Source organism: Escherichia sp. E2661 (assembly GCF_004745185.1).
Taxonomy (GTDB): Bacteria; Pseudomonadota; Gammaproteobacteria; order Enterobacterales; family Enterobacteriaceae; genus Escherichia.
The window spans coordinates 272,261-290,501 of the sequence record NZ_PDIG01000019.1 but is presented as its reverse complement, the minus strand read 5'-3'; the positions used below and the strand labels follow the sequence as shown (position 1 = coordinate 290,501).

The following is an 18,241-nucleotide window of genomic DNA, read 5'->3' as shown; positions in this document are numbered from 1 at the left end:
TTACTCAATCAGCTTCAACAGCGGCGAAAAGCACAGCAAAATGCCATAAAACAGGATAAGCCATGTTTTTAGCCCGCGTAGTTTTTTCAGTTGTGAAACTTTAGAGATCAGGAAAAACGGAATCAGGCACGACACGATGCCATATAACGGGCTTCCTAACTGAAAGAACACCAGCACCGATACACGAAACGAAACCCAAATCGTCAACGTAATGACGATAAAAGCGCAAATTGCCAGAGTCAGCATACGCGAGTTAATTTTCTGGGTATCAATAATTCGGCTTAACAGATTGAGAATAATGCCTTTAATGGCCTCGTGGAAACCGAGGTAAATGCCAAAGAATGCGGTCAGTACGGCAAAGATATTCAGTACCGTAGAGGTGATATGAATGATATGCCCGGGGATCACCTGCGCGGCCAGTGCCAGTGCCGAGATATTTTGTTCAAAGGCAGAAACGGCTTCTTCGTGGCTAATTGAGAAGGTAAACGAAAAGGCAAAAAACAGGATCACCGCGATGAGCGTGATATAGCTAATCCGGTGGGTACGCAGCGCGAGCCGAGTTGCCAGTACTTTATCTGTTTCCCGTTTACGATAGGCAATATTCATCGGGTTAAGCACCTGAATAAATACCGCAGAGAAGAAACAAAATGGAATGGTGAGCAGGACGTCGCGGAAAAATACGGAGGCTTGTGGGAAGGCGGTTATATTGGCGAAATTCCAGTGCGGGATCATCGCAAAACCGAACACGACAATAATGCCGACTTTGACCACCACCATTGGCCCGGAGATCTTAAATAGCAACCTTTCACCACCAGACGCAATCGCCACCAGTACGGTGAAAATAGCGACTTTATAAAGTAGAGATTGTGAAAGATCGGCATCGGTTAAACCGAAGGTTTTCAGGTATGAGGCACTGTCGAAAACCACGGAGAGAGAGTAGATAAAAATCCCGTGGATAATCATCAAAAAGTAGATAACCCCGAGGAAAATTCCCCAGTTTTTGCCCAGGTAATGACTGATAATATCTGTATAGTCATTACAGGAATCACTTTCTGAAAGTGTCTTTAAATAAATGTCCTGCACTATCCAGGTTGCCGGATAAGCAATGATTGCAGCGGTAATAAATACCCAAATCCCCTTCAGGCCAATTTGTACCGGCATCAGCACGGTTCCGGCACCAATCGCCATTCCTATACATAATAAAACCCAGCCGAAGTCGTAGCGCGTAAACGGCAATTTGTGATCGTGTAATGGTTGTGTGTTGTGCTGCATAAAGTCCTGTCCAGAAAGAAGTCAGCCTCGTAAAAATGAATAACCCCAGCTTCTCTTGCGCAACTGGTAGAGAAGTTGAATACGCAGTGTGTAACGAATGAGACAACAGATTCACTGGGGAGATTGCGAGGAGGCGCAATTCTACAAAATTGCGCATTTCACTACCAGTCTGGAGTCAGCTCGGATATGAACTGCAACTATTGTAAACAAAGAAATTAAGCTGGAAGGCATCACGCAGTGAGGAAAATTGCCAGATGCTGACGGTAAAACGCAATCGTAGAATCAGCGGCAAGCCGGAAGGATTCCGGTGAGGCGCAATGTTGCGGGGGCTTTATCCCCGGCGGCATTGGTTGCTGGAAAGAGAAAACCCCCGCACGTTGCAGGTGTACACCTGACAATATGACGGGGGCCATTCTTGAACATCAACAACTCAAGGATAGCCGCGAAATGTTGTCATTACAACAGAGGCGGCTATATGACGCTCGCAGAGTTGAGCATGGCCTTCTGGCACGATTTAGCGGCTCCGGTCATTGCTGGCATTCTTGCCAGCCTGATCGTGAGCTGGCTGAATAAGCGGAAGTAACGTGTCATGCGGGCGTCAGGCTGCCGTAATGGCAATTTGCGCCCGGTCCAGGCCGCAGGGGGAAACTCTACGGCCTTTTTTGTAATTACTGCGGATAAGGCACCCAGTCGCCACCGTTCAGGCGAACATACGGTTTATTTTGATATTGAATGACCACCGCATTCGAGTTCTCGGAAACAGGCGCAGTCTGTGGTAATCCACTAGTGAGTTTTTTCCAGTCAACATTGTCTTCGGTGAAAATCTTGCCATCGAGAACGCGAACCACCAGATCAGAGATTGCCAGGAAGCTGCTTGGTTGGTCGATGACAATTGGCGCGCCTGATGTGGTGTTTTCATGCCGAAGAATTTCACGCCAACCGGTACGTCAGTGATTGCCGGGCTGGGGATATCACGCAAACCAGAAACTTGCATTCTGTCACCTTTCAACGCGCCACCGTGTTCCGGTACTACGACGACCATCACTTTACGACCCGATTTCTCCAGTTCAGTAAAGAAGGCGTCCAGTTCATCAAAGAACTTCTGCGCTCGCGCTTTGTAATCCGCTGTTTTGCTGACGCCCGGATAATGGTTGCCGTCATGCAGTGGAAGCGTGTTGTAGAACGTGGCGCTACGGCTGTTTTTATCTTTTTCGGTAACGTCCAGCCAGCGGTTAAGCACGGCAGTATCGTCATAAACCGGCGAACCATCAAAGCCCAGTAAAATAACCGGCAGATTTGTTTGATCCATCAATTCGGTCTGCATACCGCCGTTTTCGCGAACTTCTTTCAGGAAGCCGCCAAACTGGCCGTTATGTCCCATCATCAGGTGCTGGGTAAAGCCCAGTTTTGACAAGTTATCGAACAGATAGCAGTCATTATTTGCTGGTTGATACAGATTGGTGTGCGATGGCTGACCGCAACTGGCGCGCAGCAGACGAATCGCCGCCGGACCGCTGTATGAGGTTGCAGAGTTGAAATTCTTGAACTCAATATCAAAATGCGACCACAACGGATGTGACATTAATCCGGCAGCTTCAATATCCGACCATGAAAGCGAACAGATATTAATCACCAGAAGCTCAAATGGCTGCGCATCCGCTGGCAGCGCGGATGGGAAGGTCGATTTACGTTTCGCCTCGGCGTTATAGAAATTATTCAGCCAGGCATTGAGGTTTGCGGTTGTCGGTGGTGCAGTTTGCGCTGGCATATCTCCAACTACTGGCGTGCCGCCGGTTGCCGCGACTGTTGCCGCAGCGTTACCGCCCGTCGTTGTTACCGTGGTGGTCGGTTGACCGGCTGGCCACAGGGAGAAACTTGGACCAGCCAGCGTAAGTACGTTCAGCCATACCAGAATGGCGACCACAAAAACGGTGATGCGAATCCATTGCGACAAGAATAACCAGGCCACTAACAAAACAAAGACAGCACCAATCATCTGCCAGTTAATAAAGCGCGTGACCAGATCGATTAAATAATCGGGACTAAAGCCTGCCACTTGTGACCCCTGGCTCATAATACTTTCCGGGCCAGGTAGCCAGGTATCATGCCAGAAGAGGGCAAAGCCGATCGGCAGGGCGATCCAGTGGCGCAGGCGATGCAGGCTGTAGCGCGGAATCGGCATTAGCAAGAATGCGGCAAATACCAGATTGAGTAGTGGGTGGAAGTTGAGATAACCCGCCCACAACAGGCCGAACTTAACCAGAAAATAAAAGTTCCAGCCAGAAAGGCCGCGCCAGTATTGCCAGAGGGAAGAAGGCATAGCGGTATTTTGGGTAAATTGAGTCATTTTTTGGTAGCCCTGGCTTTTTCTGCACGGCGTAACGTACCGGCCGGTTTTACATAACGAGGTTTCGCAAACAACAAACGCAGGGTGTCACGAATGCGCCGTAGGGAATGGCGCGCCAGATAGCCCAGCGGGAAAAAAACAAGCGCACAAACGACAATGATTTCAATGATATCGCTGATGGTCATCATGATGAATGCTCCACAGGATCACTCAACAGTCGCAGCGGTTCCGGTATTCGTCGCCAGTTACGCCCATCATGCTCGGCATTGATTACCGGCATGGAGGCCTGAGTTAAAGGCAGTGGCACCCCCCATTGTTCCGGGGCCAGCAGACGCATTTGCACCAGCTCGGCGCTGATTTGGTCATCTTCAAACCAGACCATGCGGTTAGAGAAAATATCGCCGGTAGGTAACGGGAAAATGTGATTCAACGCCGTATCCAGATCGTTGATCCTGCAGAATGAGAGGAACAGGACCAGTCGATTTCCACCAACGGTCATAATGTCGCCAGTGCGATTTGGACGGCATAGTGTCAGGGCTTGCTCAACGCGAATGCCCGGTACTGGGCGTAAAGCGACCAGCACGCCTTTGCCATGCGCAGGCAACAACGTGTTATTCATCATATTGTTGACCGCCTCACAGAACACATCCCATTTTTGGAAACCGCGTAGTTTCAGCGGCTGGGTCATGGATAGCAGGGTAGTGATATCTTCCGGAACATAGCGGCTGAACTTCTGCCCTTGCACGCTTTCAATCATCGTCAGACAGCGGGAGAGAGGGGCGTTCCAGGGAATAACCATGTTAGCGCCACAGGCCAGTAGCAGGCGTTCATCCGTGGCGCGCAGGCTGGCGGTATTTTCCCGCACGAGGATCTTCATCGCACTACCACGCTGGCGACGCAGGGTATGAATGCTGCGGGCCAGTGGTTCAATTTGCCCATTTTGCTGTAAAGAGAAAACGACGGTTGCAGCCTGTGCAGTCCGGGCTTCATTGAACAGAGTTTCGTTGTTGTCGAACAGTTGCCAGTGTTCTGATAACGGGGGGGCGCCTTCCAGCACAGCAATATTGCTAAGAATGCGTTTTTCATCGCTGCGTGGTTGGATCTCCGCTTCTTCACGCTGAACTAACGTCCAGATACCCTCTTGCTGCTGAACGATGAGTTGCTGACGGGCGCTAACCCCTTTTTCGTTGCACCAGAAGGCGATATCCAGCAGATGTTGATCGCCCTGAAAACGCAAACTGGCGAGGCCAAAAAGAGAACGGTACTCTTCCAGCAACAATGAAAATTGTTTATCGTTATTATTTCCTGGATTAATTACCAGCAGTGAACAATGGTATAATCGGCTCCACTTGTTCATTTTATCCAGCCATGAACGAAGCCGCTCAGTTGGAATGTTTTGCCATGCATTATTGGCACAAACAAGAATGAAAAGATAATTTTCGGGATCAATAGAACATTGTAAATCACGGGGCAAATAGTATAGCCCCTTTTCATGATTTAGCATTGAAAATAATTTTATTTTTTCCGGTCCGTGAGAATCATCTAATTTGAAGGTTTTTTCGGGATCGTTATCCATGCTAATGACCGCGACTTTCGCGGTTTCAGCTTGAGAAGCCATCGTTTGATTCACAAGGCTGATAGCATCTTCTTGACGATCGACGTTAAACCACCAGACGCCGCCTGCTGGCATATGCCGCAACTCATCCCACAAAGATGAGATACCGATAGAGAATACAGGGTCCACAACGTCCCTCAAGTCACCATTTTGTCTGATTATCAGTTTACTAGCGAAAGCTAAGAAATAAACCTACCATTGAAATTAAAACTTATCAGATTTAGCATGTGAATCAATTTAGCAGGCTGGAAGCCTTATGATATCAGTCTTTTCGTTTTTTACTTTCGTTAGTTGCGTACATGAAAGTTAAAAAATGAACGGATTACGTATTGCCGTCTGGCATTATACGGGCAAAATTCTGTCGATTAGAATTGACTGATGCGTGGCGGGTATATTTTATCGAGATTAAGCATAATGAATAACAACGAACAGGATACTCTGCCTGATCCCGCGATAGGCTATATCTTTCAGAATGATATTTTGGCGTTAAAGCAGGCGTTTTCACTGCCTGATATCGATTATGCCGATATTTCTCAGCGTGAGCAGTTAGCAGCGGCGTTAAAACGCTGGCCATTGTTGGCTGAGTTTGCGCAACAGAAGTAGGGGAGTAGTGAATGGCCGTACTGGGATTACAGGGGGTGCGGGGAGGTGTGGGTACAACAACCATCACCGCCGCGTTGGCCTGGGCATTGCAAATGTTGGGAGAAAATGTCCTGGTGGTTGATGCCTGCCCGGACAATTTGTTGCGCTTGTCGTTCAACGTTGATTTTACCCATCGTCAAGGCTGGGCCAGAGCCATGCTGGATGGTCAGGACTGGCGAGATGCCGGGATGCGCTATACCTCGCAGCTCGATCTGCTGCCTTTTGGTCAGTTAACCATTGAAGAGCAAGAGAATCCCCAGCACTGGCAAACTCAGTTGAGTGCAATTTGCGAAGGCTTGCAGCAGCTGCAGGCCAGTGGGCGTTATCAATGGATTTTGATCGACTTACCGCGCGACGCCTCGCAGATAACGCATCAAATCCTGAGCCTGTGCGATCACTCGCTGGCAATCGTTAAAGTGGATGCTAACTGCCATATTCGGCTGCATCAGCAAGCACTGCCTGCTGGCGCGCATATATTGATTAATGATTTCCGCATTGGCAGCCAGGTTCAGGAAGATATTTACCAGTTGTGGTTGCAAAGCCAGCGCCGGTTACTGCCAATGTTGATTCATCGCGATGAAGCGATGGCTGAATGCCTGGCGGCGAAACAGCCGTTAGGTGAATACCGCAGTGATGCGCTGGCGGCGGAGGAAGTTCTGACGCTGGCAAACTGGTGCCTGTTGAACTATTCCGGTCTGAAAAAGCCAGTCGGGAGCGCGTCATGAGTATCTTGACCCGGTGGTTGCTTATCCCGCCGGTCAACGCGCGTCTTATCGGGCGTTATCGGGATTATCGTCGTCACGGCGCCTCGGCTTTCAGCGCGACGCTTGGCTGTTTTTGGCTGATTCTGGCCTGGGTGTTCATTCCGCTTGAACACCCGCGCTGGCAGCGTATTCGCGCAGAACATAAAAATCTTTACCCACATATCAACGCTTCGCGTCCGCGCCCGTTGGATCCGGTCCGCTATGTCATTCAGACTTGCTGGTTGTTGATCGGCGCTTCACGCAGAGAGACGCCAAAACCACGCTGGCGGGCATTTTCTGGCCTGCAGAATATCCGTGGGCGTTACCATCAATGGATGGACAAACTGCCAGAGCGTGTCAGCCAGAACACGCAACATCTTGATGAGAAAAAAGAACTGGGCCATCTGAGCGCCGGAGCGCGGCGTTTTATTCTTGGCGTCATTGTGACTTTCTCGCTGATTCTGGCGCTAATTTGCGTCACTCAGCCTTTTAACCCGTTGTCGCAATTTATCTTCCTGATGTTGCTGTGGGGCGTGGCGCTAATGGTGCGGCGTATGCCAGGGCGCTTCTCGGCGTTGATGTTGATTGTGCTGTCGCTGACTGTCTCGTGTCGCTATATCTGGTGGCGATATACCTCGACGTTGAACTGGGATGATCCGGTCAGCCTGGTATGTGGCTTAATCCTGCTATTTGCGGAAACTTATGCGTGGATTGTGCTGGTGCTCGGCTACTTCCAGGTGGTATGGCCACTGAATCGTCAGCCAGTACCGCTGCCGAAAGACATGTCGCAATGGCCGTCGGTGGATATCTTTGTACCGACCTACAACGAAGATCTCAGCGTGGTGAAAAACACCATTTATGCTTCGCTGGGTATCGACTGGCCGAAAGACAAACTCAACATCTGGATCCTTGATGACGGCGGCAGGGAAGAGTTTCGCCAGTTTGCGCAAAACGTTGGGGTGAAATATATCGCCCGAACGACGCATGAACATGCAAAAGCAGGCAACATCAACAATGCACTGAAATATGCCAAAGGCGAGTTCGTGTCGATTTTCGACTGCGACCACGTTCCCACACGCTCGTTCCTGCAAATGACTATGGGCTGGTTCCTGAAAGAAAAGCAGTTGGCGATGATGCAGACGCCTCACCACTTCTTCTCACCAGATCCGTTCGAACGTAACCTGGGGCGTTTTCGTAAAACGCCGAACGAAGGCACGCTGTTCTACGGTCTGGTGCAGGACGGCAATGACATGTGGGATGCCACTTTCTTCTGCGGTTCCTGTGCGGTGATTCGTCGTAAGCCGTTGGACGAGATTGGCGGCATCGCGGTCGAAACCGTGACTGAAGATGCGCATACTTCTCTGCGTTTACACCGTCGTGGCTACACTTCCGCTTATATGCGTATTCCCCAGGCGGCGGGGCTGGCGACTGAAAGCCTTTCGGCGCACATTGGGCAGCGTATCCGTTGGGCGCGCGGGATGGTGCAAATCTTCCGTCTTGATAACCCGCTTACGGGTAAAGGGCTGAAATTCGCCCAACGGCTGTGCTACGTCAACGCTATGTTCCACTTCTTGTCGGGGATTCCACGGCTGATCTTCCTGACCGCACCGCTGGCGTTCCTGCTGCTGCACGCCTACATCATTTACGCGCCTGCGTTGATGATTGCCCTGTTTGTGCTGCCGCATATGATTCACGCCAGCCTGACCAACTCGAAGATTCAGGGTAAATATCGCCACTCCTTCTGGAGCGAAATCTACGAGACGGTGCTCGCCTGGTATATCGCTCCGCCGACGCTGGTGGCGCTGATTAACCCGCACAAAGGCAAATTTAACGTCACCGCCAAAGGTGGTCTGGTGGAGGAAGAGTACGTCGACTGGGTGATCTCGCGACCGTACATCTTCCTCGTATTACTCAACCTGGTCGGTGTTGCTGTCGGCATCTGGCGTTACTTCTATGGCCCGCCGACTGAAATGCTCACCGTGGTCGTTAGTATGGTTTGGGTGTTCTACAACCTGATTATTCTCGGCGGCGCAGTAGCGGTATCGGTAGAAAGCAAGCAGGTACGTCGTTCACACCGTGTTGAGATGACCATGCCAGCGGCGATTGCCCGGGAAGATGGGCATCTTTTCTCCTGCACCGTTCAGGACTTCTCTGACGGCGGCCTGGGGATCAAGATCAACGGTCAGGCGCAGATTCTGGAAGGACAGAAAGTGAATCTGCTGCTCAAACGCGGTCAGCAAGAGTATGCCTTCCCGACTCAGGTTGCGCGCGTGATGGGTAACGAAGTGGGGCTGCAATTGATGCCGCTCACTACCCAGCAACATATCGATTTTGTGCAGTGTACGTTTGCCCGTGCGGATACATGGGCGCTCTGGCAGGACAGCTACCCGGAAGATAAGCCGCTGGAAAGTCTGCTGGATATTTTGAAGCTCGGCTTCCGTGGCTACCGCCATCTGGCGGAGTTTGCGCCTTCTTCGGTGAAGGGCATTTTCCGTGTGCTGACTTCTCTGGTTTCCTGGGTTGTTTCGTTCATTCCGCGTCGCCCGGAGCGGAGCGAAACGGTACAACCATCGGATCAGGCTTTGGCTCAACAATGATGATAACGCGATGAAAAGAAAACTATTCTGGATTTGTGCAGTGGCTATGGGGATGAGTGCGTTCCCCTCTTTCATGACGCAGGCGACACCGACGACGCAACCACTGATCAATGCTGAGCCAACTGTGCCTGCCCAGGCGGAGCAAAATCCGCAGGTGGGGCAGGTGATGCCAGGCGTGCAGGGCGCGGACGCGCCCATCGTGGCGCAGAACGGTCCTTCGCGCGATGTGAAGCTGACCTTTGCGCAAATCGCGCCGCCGCCGGGCAGCATGGTACTGCGTGGCATTAACCCGAACGGCAGCATAGAGTTTGGTATGCGCAGTGATGAAGTGGTGACGAAGGCGATGCTTAACCTTGAATATACGCCGTCGCCATCACTGCTGCCGATACAGTCACAGTTGAAAGTCTATCTGAACGATGAGTTGATGGGCGTGCTGCCAGTGACCAAAGAGCAGTTGGGTAAAAAGACGTTGGCGCAAATGCCGATTAATCCGCTGTTTATCACCGACTTCAACCGCGTGCGGCTGGAGTTTGTTGGTCATTATCAGGATGTCTGTGAAAACCCGGCCAGCACAACGCTCTGGCTGGATGTTGGACGCAGTAGCGGACTGGATCTGACGTATCAATCACTGAATGTGAAAAATGATCTGTCGCACTTCCCGATTCCGTTTTTCGACCCGAGGGATAACCGTGCCAATACGTTGCCGATAGTTTTTGCTGGTGCGCCGGATGTTGGTCTGCAACAGGCTTCGGCGATTGTTGCGTCGTGGTTTGGCTCCCGTTCTGGCTGGCGCGGACAGAACTTCCCGGTACTCTACAATCAGCTTCCTGACCGCAATGCGATTGTCTTTGCGACCAATGACAAGCGACCGGACTTCCTGCGCGATCATCCGGCAGTAAAAGCCCCGGTGATTGAGATGATCAACCATCCGGAGAATCCTTACGTCAAACTGCTGGTGGTGTTTGGTCGTGACGACAAAGACCTGTTGCAGGCAGCGAAAGGTATCGCTCAGGGTAACATTCTGTTCCGTGGTGAAAGCGTGGTAGTGAATGAAGTGAAACCGCTGCTACCGCGTAAACCGTACGATGCGCCAAACTGGGTGCGAACCGATCGTCCGGTCACCTTTGGTGAGCTGAAAACCTATGAAGAACAGTTACAGTCCAGCGGGCTTGAGCCGGCAGCGATTAATATCTCGCTGAACTTGCCGCCAGATCTCTACCTGATGCGCAGCACCGGTATCGATATGGATATCAACTATCGCTACACCATGCCGCCGGTGAAAGACAGCTCGCGGATGGATATCAGCCTGAACAACCAGTTCCTGCAATCTTTCAACCTGAGCAGTAAACAGGAGGCGAACCGCCTGCTGCTGCGGATCCCGGTGTTGCAAGGTTTGCTGGATGGTAAAACCGATGTCTCCATTCCGGCGCTGAAACTGGGGGCGACCAACCAGTTGCGTTTCGATTTTGAGTATATGAACCCAATGCCGGGTGGTTCGGTGGATAACTGTATTACCTTCCAGCCGGTGCAGAATCACGTCGTGATTGGTGACGACTCTACCATCGACTTCTCGAAGTATTACCACTTCATCCCGATGCCGGATCTGCGCGCGTTTGCTAATGCGGGCTTCCCGTTCAGCCGGATGGCGGATTTGTCGCAAACCATTACCGTGATGCCAAAAACACCAAACGAAGCGCAGATGGAAACACTGCTTAATACGGTGGGCTTTATTGGTGCACAGACGGGCTTCCCGGCGATCAACCTGACGGTGACCGATGATGGCAGCACCATTCAGGGGAAAGACGCCGATATCATGATAATTGGCGGTATCCCGGACAAGTTAAAAGATGACAAGCAGATCGATCTGCTGGTGCAGGCTACCGAAAGTTGGGTGAAAACGCCGATGCGCCAGACTCCGTTCCCCGGCATTGTACCTGACGAAAACGACCGCGCAGCAGAAACTCAGTCCACGCTGACCTCTTCTGGTGCGATGGCGGCGGTGATTGGCTTCCAGTCACCGTATACGACCAGCGCAGCGTAATTGCGTTACTGGCGGATAGTCCACGCGGTTACGAGATGCTCAACGATGCGGTGAACGACAGCGGTAAACGCGCCACTATGTTTGGTTCCGTAGCGGTGATTCGCGAGTCCGGTGTTAACAGCCTGCGCGTTGGCGACGTCTATTACGTCGGTCATCTGCCGTGGTTTGAACGTTTATGGTACGCACTGGCGAACCATCCGATTCTGCTGGCGATACTGGCGGCAATCAGCGTGGTGCTGCTGGCCTGGGTACTGTGGCGTCTGCTGCGCATCATCAGCCGTCGTCGTCTTAATCCGGATAATGAGTAATCGATGATGAAAGTTTTGCGTAGTGGGATCGTGACGATGCTGCTGTTGGCTGCCTTCAGTGTTCAGGCAGCTTGCAACTGGCCTGCCTGGGAGCAGTTCAAAAAGGATTACATCAGTCAGGAAGGGCGCGTTATTGACCCCAGTGACGCACGCAAAATTACCACCTCTGAAGGGCAAAGCTACGGCATGTTCTTTGCCCTGGCGGCTAATGATCGTGCGACATTTGACAACCTACTTGACTGGACCCAGAACAATCTTGCTCAGGGGGCCTTAAACGAACATTTGCCTGCCTGGCTGTGGGGCAAAAAAGAGAACAGTAAGTGGGAAGTGCTGGACAGCAATTCGGCCTCTGATGGTGATATCTGGATGGCCTGGTCGTTGCTTGAGGCGGGGCGATTGTGGAAAGAGCAACGTTATACCGACATCGGCAGCGCATTGTTAAAACGCATTGCGCAAGAGGAAGTAGTGACGGTGCCGGGGCTGGGGTCCATGCTGTTACCGGGAAAAGTCGCTTTGCCGAGAATAACAGCTGGCGTTTGAACCCGAGTTATCTACCACCGACGCTGGCACAGTATTTCACCCGCTTTGGCGCGCCCTGGACTACGTTGCGCGAAACGAATCAACGTTTGCTGCTGGAAACTGCACCGAAAGGTTTTTCGCCTGACTGGGTGCGTTATGAAAAAGATAAAGGCTGGCAGCTGAAAGCTGAAAAAACGCTGATCAGCAGCTATGACGCCATTCGCGTTTATATGTGGGTCGGCATGATGCCAGATACTGATCCGCAAAAAGCACGGCTGTTAGCGCGTTTTAAACCGATGGCGACATTCACCGAGAAAAACGGCTATCCGCCGGAGAAAGTTGATGTCGCTACGGGTAAAGCGCAGGGGCAAGGGCCGGTAGGTTTTTCTGCGGCTATGTTGCCGTTTCTTCAGGACCGTGACGCGCAGGCTGTACAGCGCCAGCGTGTGGCAGATAACTTTCCTGGCAGCGATGCCTATTACAATTATGTGCTGACCCTGTTCGGACAAGGCTGGGATCAACACCGTTTCCGCTTCTCGACAAAAGGTGAGTTATTGCCTGATTGGGGCCAGGAATGCGCAAATTCACACTAAACATCCTCACACTTTCCCTCGGTCTGGCTGTAATGCCGATGGTCGAGGCGGCGCCAACCGCCCAGCAACAGTTACTGGAGCAGGTACGAGTTGGCGAAGCGACTCACCGCGAAGACCTGGTGCAGCAGTCGCTGTATCGTCTGGAACTTATTGATCCGAATAACCCGGACGTCGTTGCTGCCCGTTTTCGCTCTCTGTTACGGCAGGGTGATGTTGATGGGGCGCAAAAACAACTCGACCGATTGTCGCAATTAGCGCCGAGTTCAAACGCTTACAAATCGTCGCGGACGACGATGTTGCTTTCCACGCCGGATGGTCGCCAGGCACTGCAACAGGCACGATTGCAGGCCACCACCGGGCATGCGGAAGAAGCCGTGGCGGGTTACAACAAACTGTTCAACGGGGCGCCGCCGGAAGGTGATATTGCCGTCGAGTACTGGAGTACTGTGGCGAAAATTCCGGCTCGCCGTGGCGAAGCGATTAATCAGCTAAAACGCATCAATGCGGATACGCCGGGCAACACGGGCCTGCAAAACAATCTGGCGCTATTGCTGTTTAGCAGCGATCGCCGTGACGAAGGTTTTGCGGTGCTGGAGCAGATGGCGAAATCTAACGCCGGTCGTGATGGTGCTTCTAAAATCTGGTACGGGCAGATTAAAGACATGCCTGTCAGCGATGCCAGCGTGCAGGCGCTGAAAAAATATCTCTCAGTATTTAGCGATGGCGACAACGTGGCTGCTGCACAATCGCAACTGGCAGAACAACAAAAACAACTGGCCGATCCTGCTTTCCGCGCTCGTGCGCAAGGTTTAGCGGCGGTGGATTCAGGCATGGCGGGTAAAGCTATCCCTGAGTTGCAACTGGCGGTGCGTGCTAACCCGAAAGACAGTGAAGCGCTGGGGGCGCTGGGCCAGGCGTATTCTCAGAAAGGCGATCGCGCCAATGCGGTGGTGAATCTGGAGAAAGCCCTCGCGCTGGACCCGCACAGCAGCAACAACGACAAATGGAACAGCCTGCTGAAAGTAAACCGCTACTGGCTGGCGATCCAACAGGGCGATGCCGCGCTTAAAGCAAACAATCCTGATCAGGCGGAACGGTTATTCCAGCAGGCGCGCAATGTAGATAATACTGACAGCTATGCGGTGCTGGGGCTGGGTGATGTGGCGATGGCGCGCAAAGATTACCCCGCCGCCGAACGTTATTATCAGCAGACGCTGCGGATGGACAGCGGCAACACCAACGCCGTGCGCGGTCTGGCGAATCTTTATCGCCAGCAATCGCCGGAAAAGGCTGAAGCATTTATTGCCTCGCTCTCTGCCAGCCAGCGGCGCAGCGTTGACGATATTGAACGTAGTCTGCAAAACGACCGTTTGTCACAGCAGGCCGAAGCGCTGGAAAAACAGGGCAAATGGGCGCAGGCAGCAGCACTTCAGCGCCAGCGACTGGCACTGGACCCCGGCAGTGTGTGGATTACTTACCGACTTTCGCAGGATCTCTGGCAGGCCGGACAACGCAGCCAGGCTGATACTCTGATGCGCAATCTGGCGCAGCAGAAGCCGAACGACCCGGAGCAGGTTTACGCCTACGGGCTGTATCTCTCCGGTCATGATCAGGACCGGGCGGCACTGGCGCATATCAACAGCCTGCCGCGCGCGCAGTGGAACAGCAATATTCATGAACTGGTGAACCGGCTGCAAAGCGATCAGGTGCTGGAGACTGCGAATCGCCTGCGTGAAAGCGGCAAAGAAGTCGAAGCGGAAGCGATGCTGCGTCAGCAGCCACCTTCCACACGCATTGATCTCACCCTGGCCGACTGGGCGCAGCAACGGCGCGATTACACCGCCGCCCGCGCGGCTTATCAGAACGTTTTTGACGCGCGAGCCAACTAACGCCGACGCCATCCTGGGTCTGACGGAAGTGGATATCGCTGCCGGTGACAACGCGGCGGCACGTAGCCAGCTGGCGAAACTGCCCGCCACCGATAACGCCTCTCTGAACACTCAGCGGCGCGTGGCGCTGGCGCAGGCGCAGCTTGGCGATACCGCAGCGGCGCAGCAGACATTTAACAAGCTGATCCCGCAGGCAAAATCTCAGCCGCCGTCGATGGAAAGCGCGATGGTACTGCGCGATGGTGCGAAGTTTGAAGCACAGGCGGGCGAGCCAAAGCAGGCGCTGGAAACCTACAAAGACGCGATGGTCGCATCCGGTGTGACCACGACGCGTCCGCAGGATAACGACACCTTTACCCGACTGACCCGCAACGACGAGAAAGATGACTGGCTGAAACGCGGCGTACGTAGCGATGCGGCGGACCTCTATCGTCAGCAGGATCTTAACGTCACCCTGGAGCACGACTACTGGGGATCGAGCGGCACTGGCGGATACTCCGATCTGAAAGCGCACACCACCATGTTGCAGGTAGATGCGCCATATGCGGACGGGCGAATGTTCTTCCGCAGCGATTTCGTCAATATGAATGTCGGCAGTTTTTCCGCCGATGCTGAGGGCAAATGGGATAACAACTGGGGTACCTGTACGTTACAAGACTGTAGCGGCAATCGCAGTCAGTCGGATTCTGGCGCAAGCGTGGCGGTCGGCTGGCGAAATGACGTCTGGAGTTGGGATATTGGCACCACGCCGATGGGCTTCAACGTCGTGGACGTGGTCGGCGGCGTCAGTTACAGCGATGATATCGGGCCGCTTGGCTACACCGTTAACGCCCATCGCCGACCTATTTCCAGTTCATTACTGGCCTTCGGCGGACAGAAAGACTCTCCGAGCAATACCGGGAAAAAATGGGGTGGCGTACGTGCCGATGGTGTGGGGCTAAGCCTGAGCTATGATAAAGGCGAGGCAAACGGCGTCTGGGCATCACTTAGCGGTGATCAGTTAACCGGCAAAAATGTCGAAGATAACTGGCGCGTGCGCTGGATGACGGGCTATTACTATAAAGTCATCAACCAGAATAATCGTCGCGTCACTATCGGCCTGAACAACATGATCTGGCATTACGACAAAGACCTGAGTGGGTACTCACTTGGGCAGGGCGGCTACTACAGCCCGCAGGAGTATCTATCGTTTGCCGTACCGGTGATGTGGCGTGAGCGCACGGAAAACTGGTCATGGGAGCTGGGCGCGTCTGGCTCATGGTCGCACTCGCGCACTAAAACCATGCCGCGTTATCCGCTGATGAACCTGATTCCGAATGACTGGAAAGACGACGCCGCTGACCAGACCAATGGTGGCGGTAGCAGCCAGGGCTTTGGCTATACGGCGCGAGCGTTACTTGAACGACGCGTCACATCCAACTGGTTTGTCGGCACGGCGATTGATATCCAACAGGCGAAAGATTATGCGCCAAGCCATTTCCTGCTCTACGTACGGTATTCTGCCGCCGGATGGCAGGGCGATATGGATTTACCGCCACAGCCGCTGATACCTTACGCCGACTGGTAAGTTTTCAGATAGCGCCTCTCTTAATGCCGCTGCGATCGGGTATACTCGGGCGGCAGTCTGGGATTTCCGGGGGAGAGATAATTTGCGCGTTAGTCGTTCGTTAACAATCAAGCAGATGGCAATGGTGGCGGCCGTTGTTCTGGTGTTTGTCTTTTGTTTTTTGCACCGTTTTGCTGTTCCATCTGGTACAGCAGAATCGCTATAACACGGCTACGCAACTGGAAAGCATTGCTCGTTCTGTCCGCGAACCCTTGTCCTCAGCCATCCTCAAAGGGGATATTCCCCAGGCGGAGGCCATTCTCTCCAGCATCAAACCTGCGGGCGTGGTCAGCCGCGCAGATGTGGTGCTGCCTAACCAGTTCCAGGCGCTGCGTAAAAGTTTTATTCCCGAACGCCCGGTGCCGGTAATGGTTACCCGACTGCTCGAACTACCGGTGCAAATCTCGCTGGGCGTCTACTCGCTGGAGCGCCCGGCAAACCCACAACCGATTGCCTATCTGGTGTTACAGGCGGATTCCTTCCGCATGTATAAGTTCGTGATGAGTACGCTCTCAACGTTAGTGACCATTTACTTACTTTTATCGCTCATCCTGACAGTGGCGATTAGCTGGTGTATTAACCGACTGATATTACATCCTTTACGCAATATTGCTCGTGAGCTGAACGCCATTCCACCGCAAGAGATTATCGGCCATCAGCTGGCGCTGCCGCGTCTGCATCAGGACGATGAAATAGGCATGCTGGTGCGCAGTTATAACCTTAACCAGCAACTGTTGCAGCGCCATTATGAAGAGCAGATCGAAAACGCGATGCGCTTCCCGGTGTCGGACTTGCCAAACAAAGCCCTGCTGATGGAGATGCTGGAACAGGTGGTGACGCGTAAACAGACGACTGCGCTGATGATTATCACCTGCGAAACCCTGCGCGACACCGCCGGTGTGCTGAAAGAGGCACAGCGGGAAATCCTGCTACTTACGCTGGTGGAAAAACTCAAGTCGGTGCTGTCGCCGCGCATGGTTCTCGCGCAGGTCAGTGGCTATGACTTCGCTGTTATCGCCAACGGTGTGCAGGAGCCGTGGCACGCTATTACGTTAGGTCAGCAAGTACTCACTATCATGCGCGAGCCTTTGCCGATTGATCGCATTCAACTGCGCCCACACTGTAACATCGGCGTGGCGATGTTCTATGGCGATATCACCGCCGAACAACTTTATGGTCGTGCTATTTCTGCGGCGTTTACTGCTCGTCATAAAGGGAAGAATCAGATTCAGTTCTATGATCCGCAGCAGATGGAAGCCGCTCAACAGCGGCTGACGGAAGAGAGCGATATCCTTAATGCGCTTGAAAATCATCAGTTTGCGATTTGGCTACAACCACAAGTTGAGATGACCAGCGGCAAATTAGTCAGCGCGGAAGTGTTATTGCGTATCCAGCAACCGGATGGGAGTTGGGACCTACCGGATGGGTTAATTGATCGTATTGAGTCTTGTGGACTGATGGTTACCGTCGGTCACTGGGTGCTGGAAGAGTCATGCCGACTGCTTGCCTCCTGGCAGGAGCGCGGCATTATGCTGCCATTATCGGTGAACATCTCAGCTCTGCAACTGATGCACCCGAATATGGTGGCGGATATGCTGGAACTGTTAACGCGCTATCGTGTTCAGCCAGGAACGCTGATTCTGGAAGTGACAGAAAGCCGACGCATTGATGACCCTCACGCGGCGGTGGCAATCCTTCGTCCGCTGCGCAACGCCGGAGTACAGGTGGCGCTGGATGATTTCGGTATGGGCTATTCAGGGTTGCGTCAGTTGCAGCATATGAAATCTCTCCCGGTGGACGTTTTGAAAATCGACAAAATGTTCATTGATGGTTTGCCGGAAGATAGCAGCATGATTGCCGCGATTATCATGTTGGCGAAAAGCCTGAATCTGCAAATCATTGCTGAAGGCGTAGAGACAGAAGCACAACGTGACTGGTTGGCAAAGGCGGGCGTTGGAATTGCCCAGGGCTTCCTTTTTGCACGTCCACTTCCCATTGAAATCTTCGAAGAGAGTTACCTGGAAGAAAAGTAGCTACCCCAAACTGATTACAAAACTTTAAAAAGTGCT

Annotated in this window: 7 protein-coding genes and 5 pseudogenes; 8 read left to right on the top strand and 4 right to left on the bottom strand. The window is 52.8% G+C overall.

Annotated elements, in window-relative coordinates; genetic code table 11:
- A complete protein-coding gene (locus tag CRI63_RS10955; protein ID WP_135486836.1) occupies positions 1-1,272 on the bottom strand; it encodes an amino acid permease in 1,272 nt (423 codons plus the stop codon).
- Positions 1,273-1,747: 475 nt separating this feature from the next.
- Here CRI63_RS10955 and CRI63_RS10945 point away from each other — a divergent pair, with 475 nt between their 5' ends.
- Positions 1,748-1,855 carry a type I toxin-antitoxin system toxin Ldr family protein gene (locus tag CRI63_RS10945; RefSeq protein ID WP_074399497.1) on the top strand — a complete coding sequence of 36 codons (108 nt, stop codon included), beginning with the start codon at positions 1,748-1,750 and terminating at the stop codon, positions 1,853-1,855.
- Between the two features lie 85 nt (positions 1,856-1,940).
- On the opposite strand, the pseudogene bcsG reads toward CRI63_RS10945, so the two are convergent.
- The 3 genes and pseudogenes from bcsG to bcsE form a co-directional block, all read right to left on the bottom strand.
- Positions 1,941-3,619, bottom strand: a pseudogene (bcsG, locus tag CRI63_RS10940) (cellulose biosynthesis protein BcsG).
- Entirely contained in the window at positions 3,616-3,807 is a 192-nt protein-coding gene (gene bcsF, locus CRI63_RS10935) for a cellulose biosynthesis protein BcsF (RefSeq protein WP_130216286.1), read from the bottom strand. The pseudogene bcsG and the gene bcsF overlap by 4 nt, the downstream one beginning before the upstream one ends.
- A complete protein-coding gene (gene bcsE / locus CRI63_RS10930; protein WP_130210104.1) occupies positions 3,804-5,375 on the bottom strand; it encodes a cellulose biosynthesis c-di-GMP-binding protein BcsE in 1,572 nt (523 codons plus the stop codon). Before bcsE ends, bcsF begins: the two co-directional genes overlap by 4 nt.
- A 273-nt stretch (positions 5,376-5,648) precedes the next feature.
- Here bcsE and bcsR point away from each other — a divergent pair, with 273 nt between their 5' ends.
- From bcsR to hmsP, 7 genes and pseudogenes are all read left to right on the top strand, one after another.
- A complete protein-coding gene (gene bcsR / locus CRI63_RS10925; RefSeq protein ID WP_064527810.1) occupies positions 5,649-5,837 on the top strand; it encodes a cellulose biosynthesis protein BcsR in 189 nt (62 codons plus the stop codon).
- Positions 5,838-5,848: 11 nt separating this feature from the next.
- A complete protein-coding gene (gene bcsQ, locus CRI63_RS10920) occupies positions 5,849-6,601 on the top strand; it encodes a cellulose biosynthesis protein BcsQ (protein ID WP_130216290.1) in 753 nt (250 codons plus the stop codon).
- Positions 6,598-9,216 carry a UDP-forming cellulose synthase catalytic subunit gene (gene bcsA / locus CRI63_RS10915; protein WP_130210108.1) on the top strand — a complete coding sequence of 873 codons (2,619 nt, stop codon included), beginning with the start codon at positions 6,598-6,600 and terminating at the stop codon, positions 9,214-9,216. Before bcsQ ends, bcsA begins: the two co-directional genes overlap by 4 nt.
- Positions 9,217-9,226: 10 nt before the next feature.
- Positions 9,227-11,565 (top strand): annotated as a pseudogene (gene bcsB / locus CRI63_RS10910) (cellulose biosynthesis cyclic di-GMP-binding regulatory protein BcsB).
- Positions 11,566-11,571: 6 nt separating this feature from the next.
- Positions 11,572-12,677, top strand: a pseudogene (gene bcsZ / locus CRI63_RS10905) (cellulose synthase complex periplasmic endoglucanase BcsZ).
- A pseudogene (gene bcsC / locus CRI63_RS10900) lies at positions 12,659-16,133 on the top strand (cellulose synthase complex outer membrane protein BcsC). Before bcsZ ends, bcsC begins: the two co-directional pseudogenes overlap by 19 nt.
- A gap of 82 nt (positions 16,134-16,215) precedes the next feature.
- Positions 16,216-18,205: pseudogene (gene hmsP, locus CRI63_RS10895) on the top strand (biofilm formation regulator HmsP).
- Positions 18,206-18,241 lie beyond the last annotated feature (36 nt).

What these genes read in the sequence shown, in the direction of transcription:
- bcsA (WP_130210108.1), top strand. Translation starts at nt 6,598, where the DNA reads ATGAGTATCTTGACCCGGTGGTTGCTTATCCCGCCGGTCAACGCGCGT.
- bcsQ (WP_130216290.1), top strand. Translation starts at nt 5,849, where the DNA reads ATGGCCGTACTGGGATTACAGGGGGTGCGGGGAGGTGTGGGTACAACA.
- bcsF (WP_130216286.1), bottom strand. Translation starts at nt 3,807, where the DNA reads ATGATGACCATCAGCGATATCATTGAAATCATTGTCGTTTGTGCGCTT.
- CRI63_RS10955 (WP_135486836.1), bottom strand. Translation starts at nt 1,272, where the DNA reads ATGCAGCACAACACACAACCATTACACGATCACAAATTGCCGTTTACG.
- bcsR (WP_064527810.1), top strand. Translation starts at nt 5,649, where the DNA reads ATGAATAACAACGAACAGGATACTCTGCCTGATCCCGCGATAGGCTAT.
- CRI63_RS10945 (WP_074399497.1), top strand. Translation starts at nt 1,748, where the DNA reads ATGACGCTCGCAGAGTTGAGCATGGCCTTCTGGCACGATTTAGCGGCT.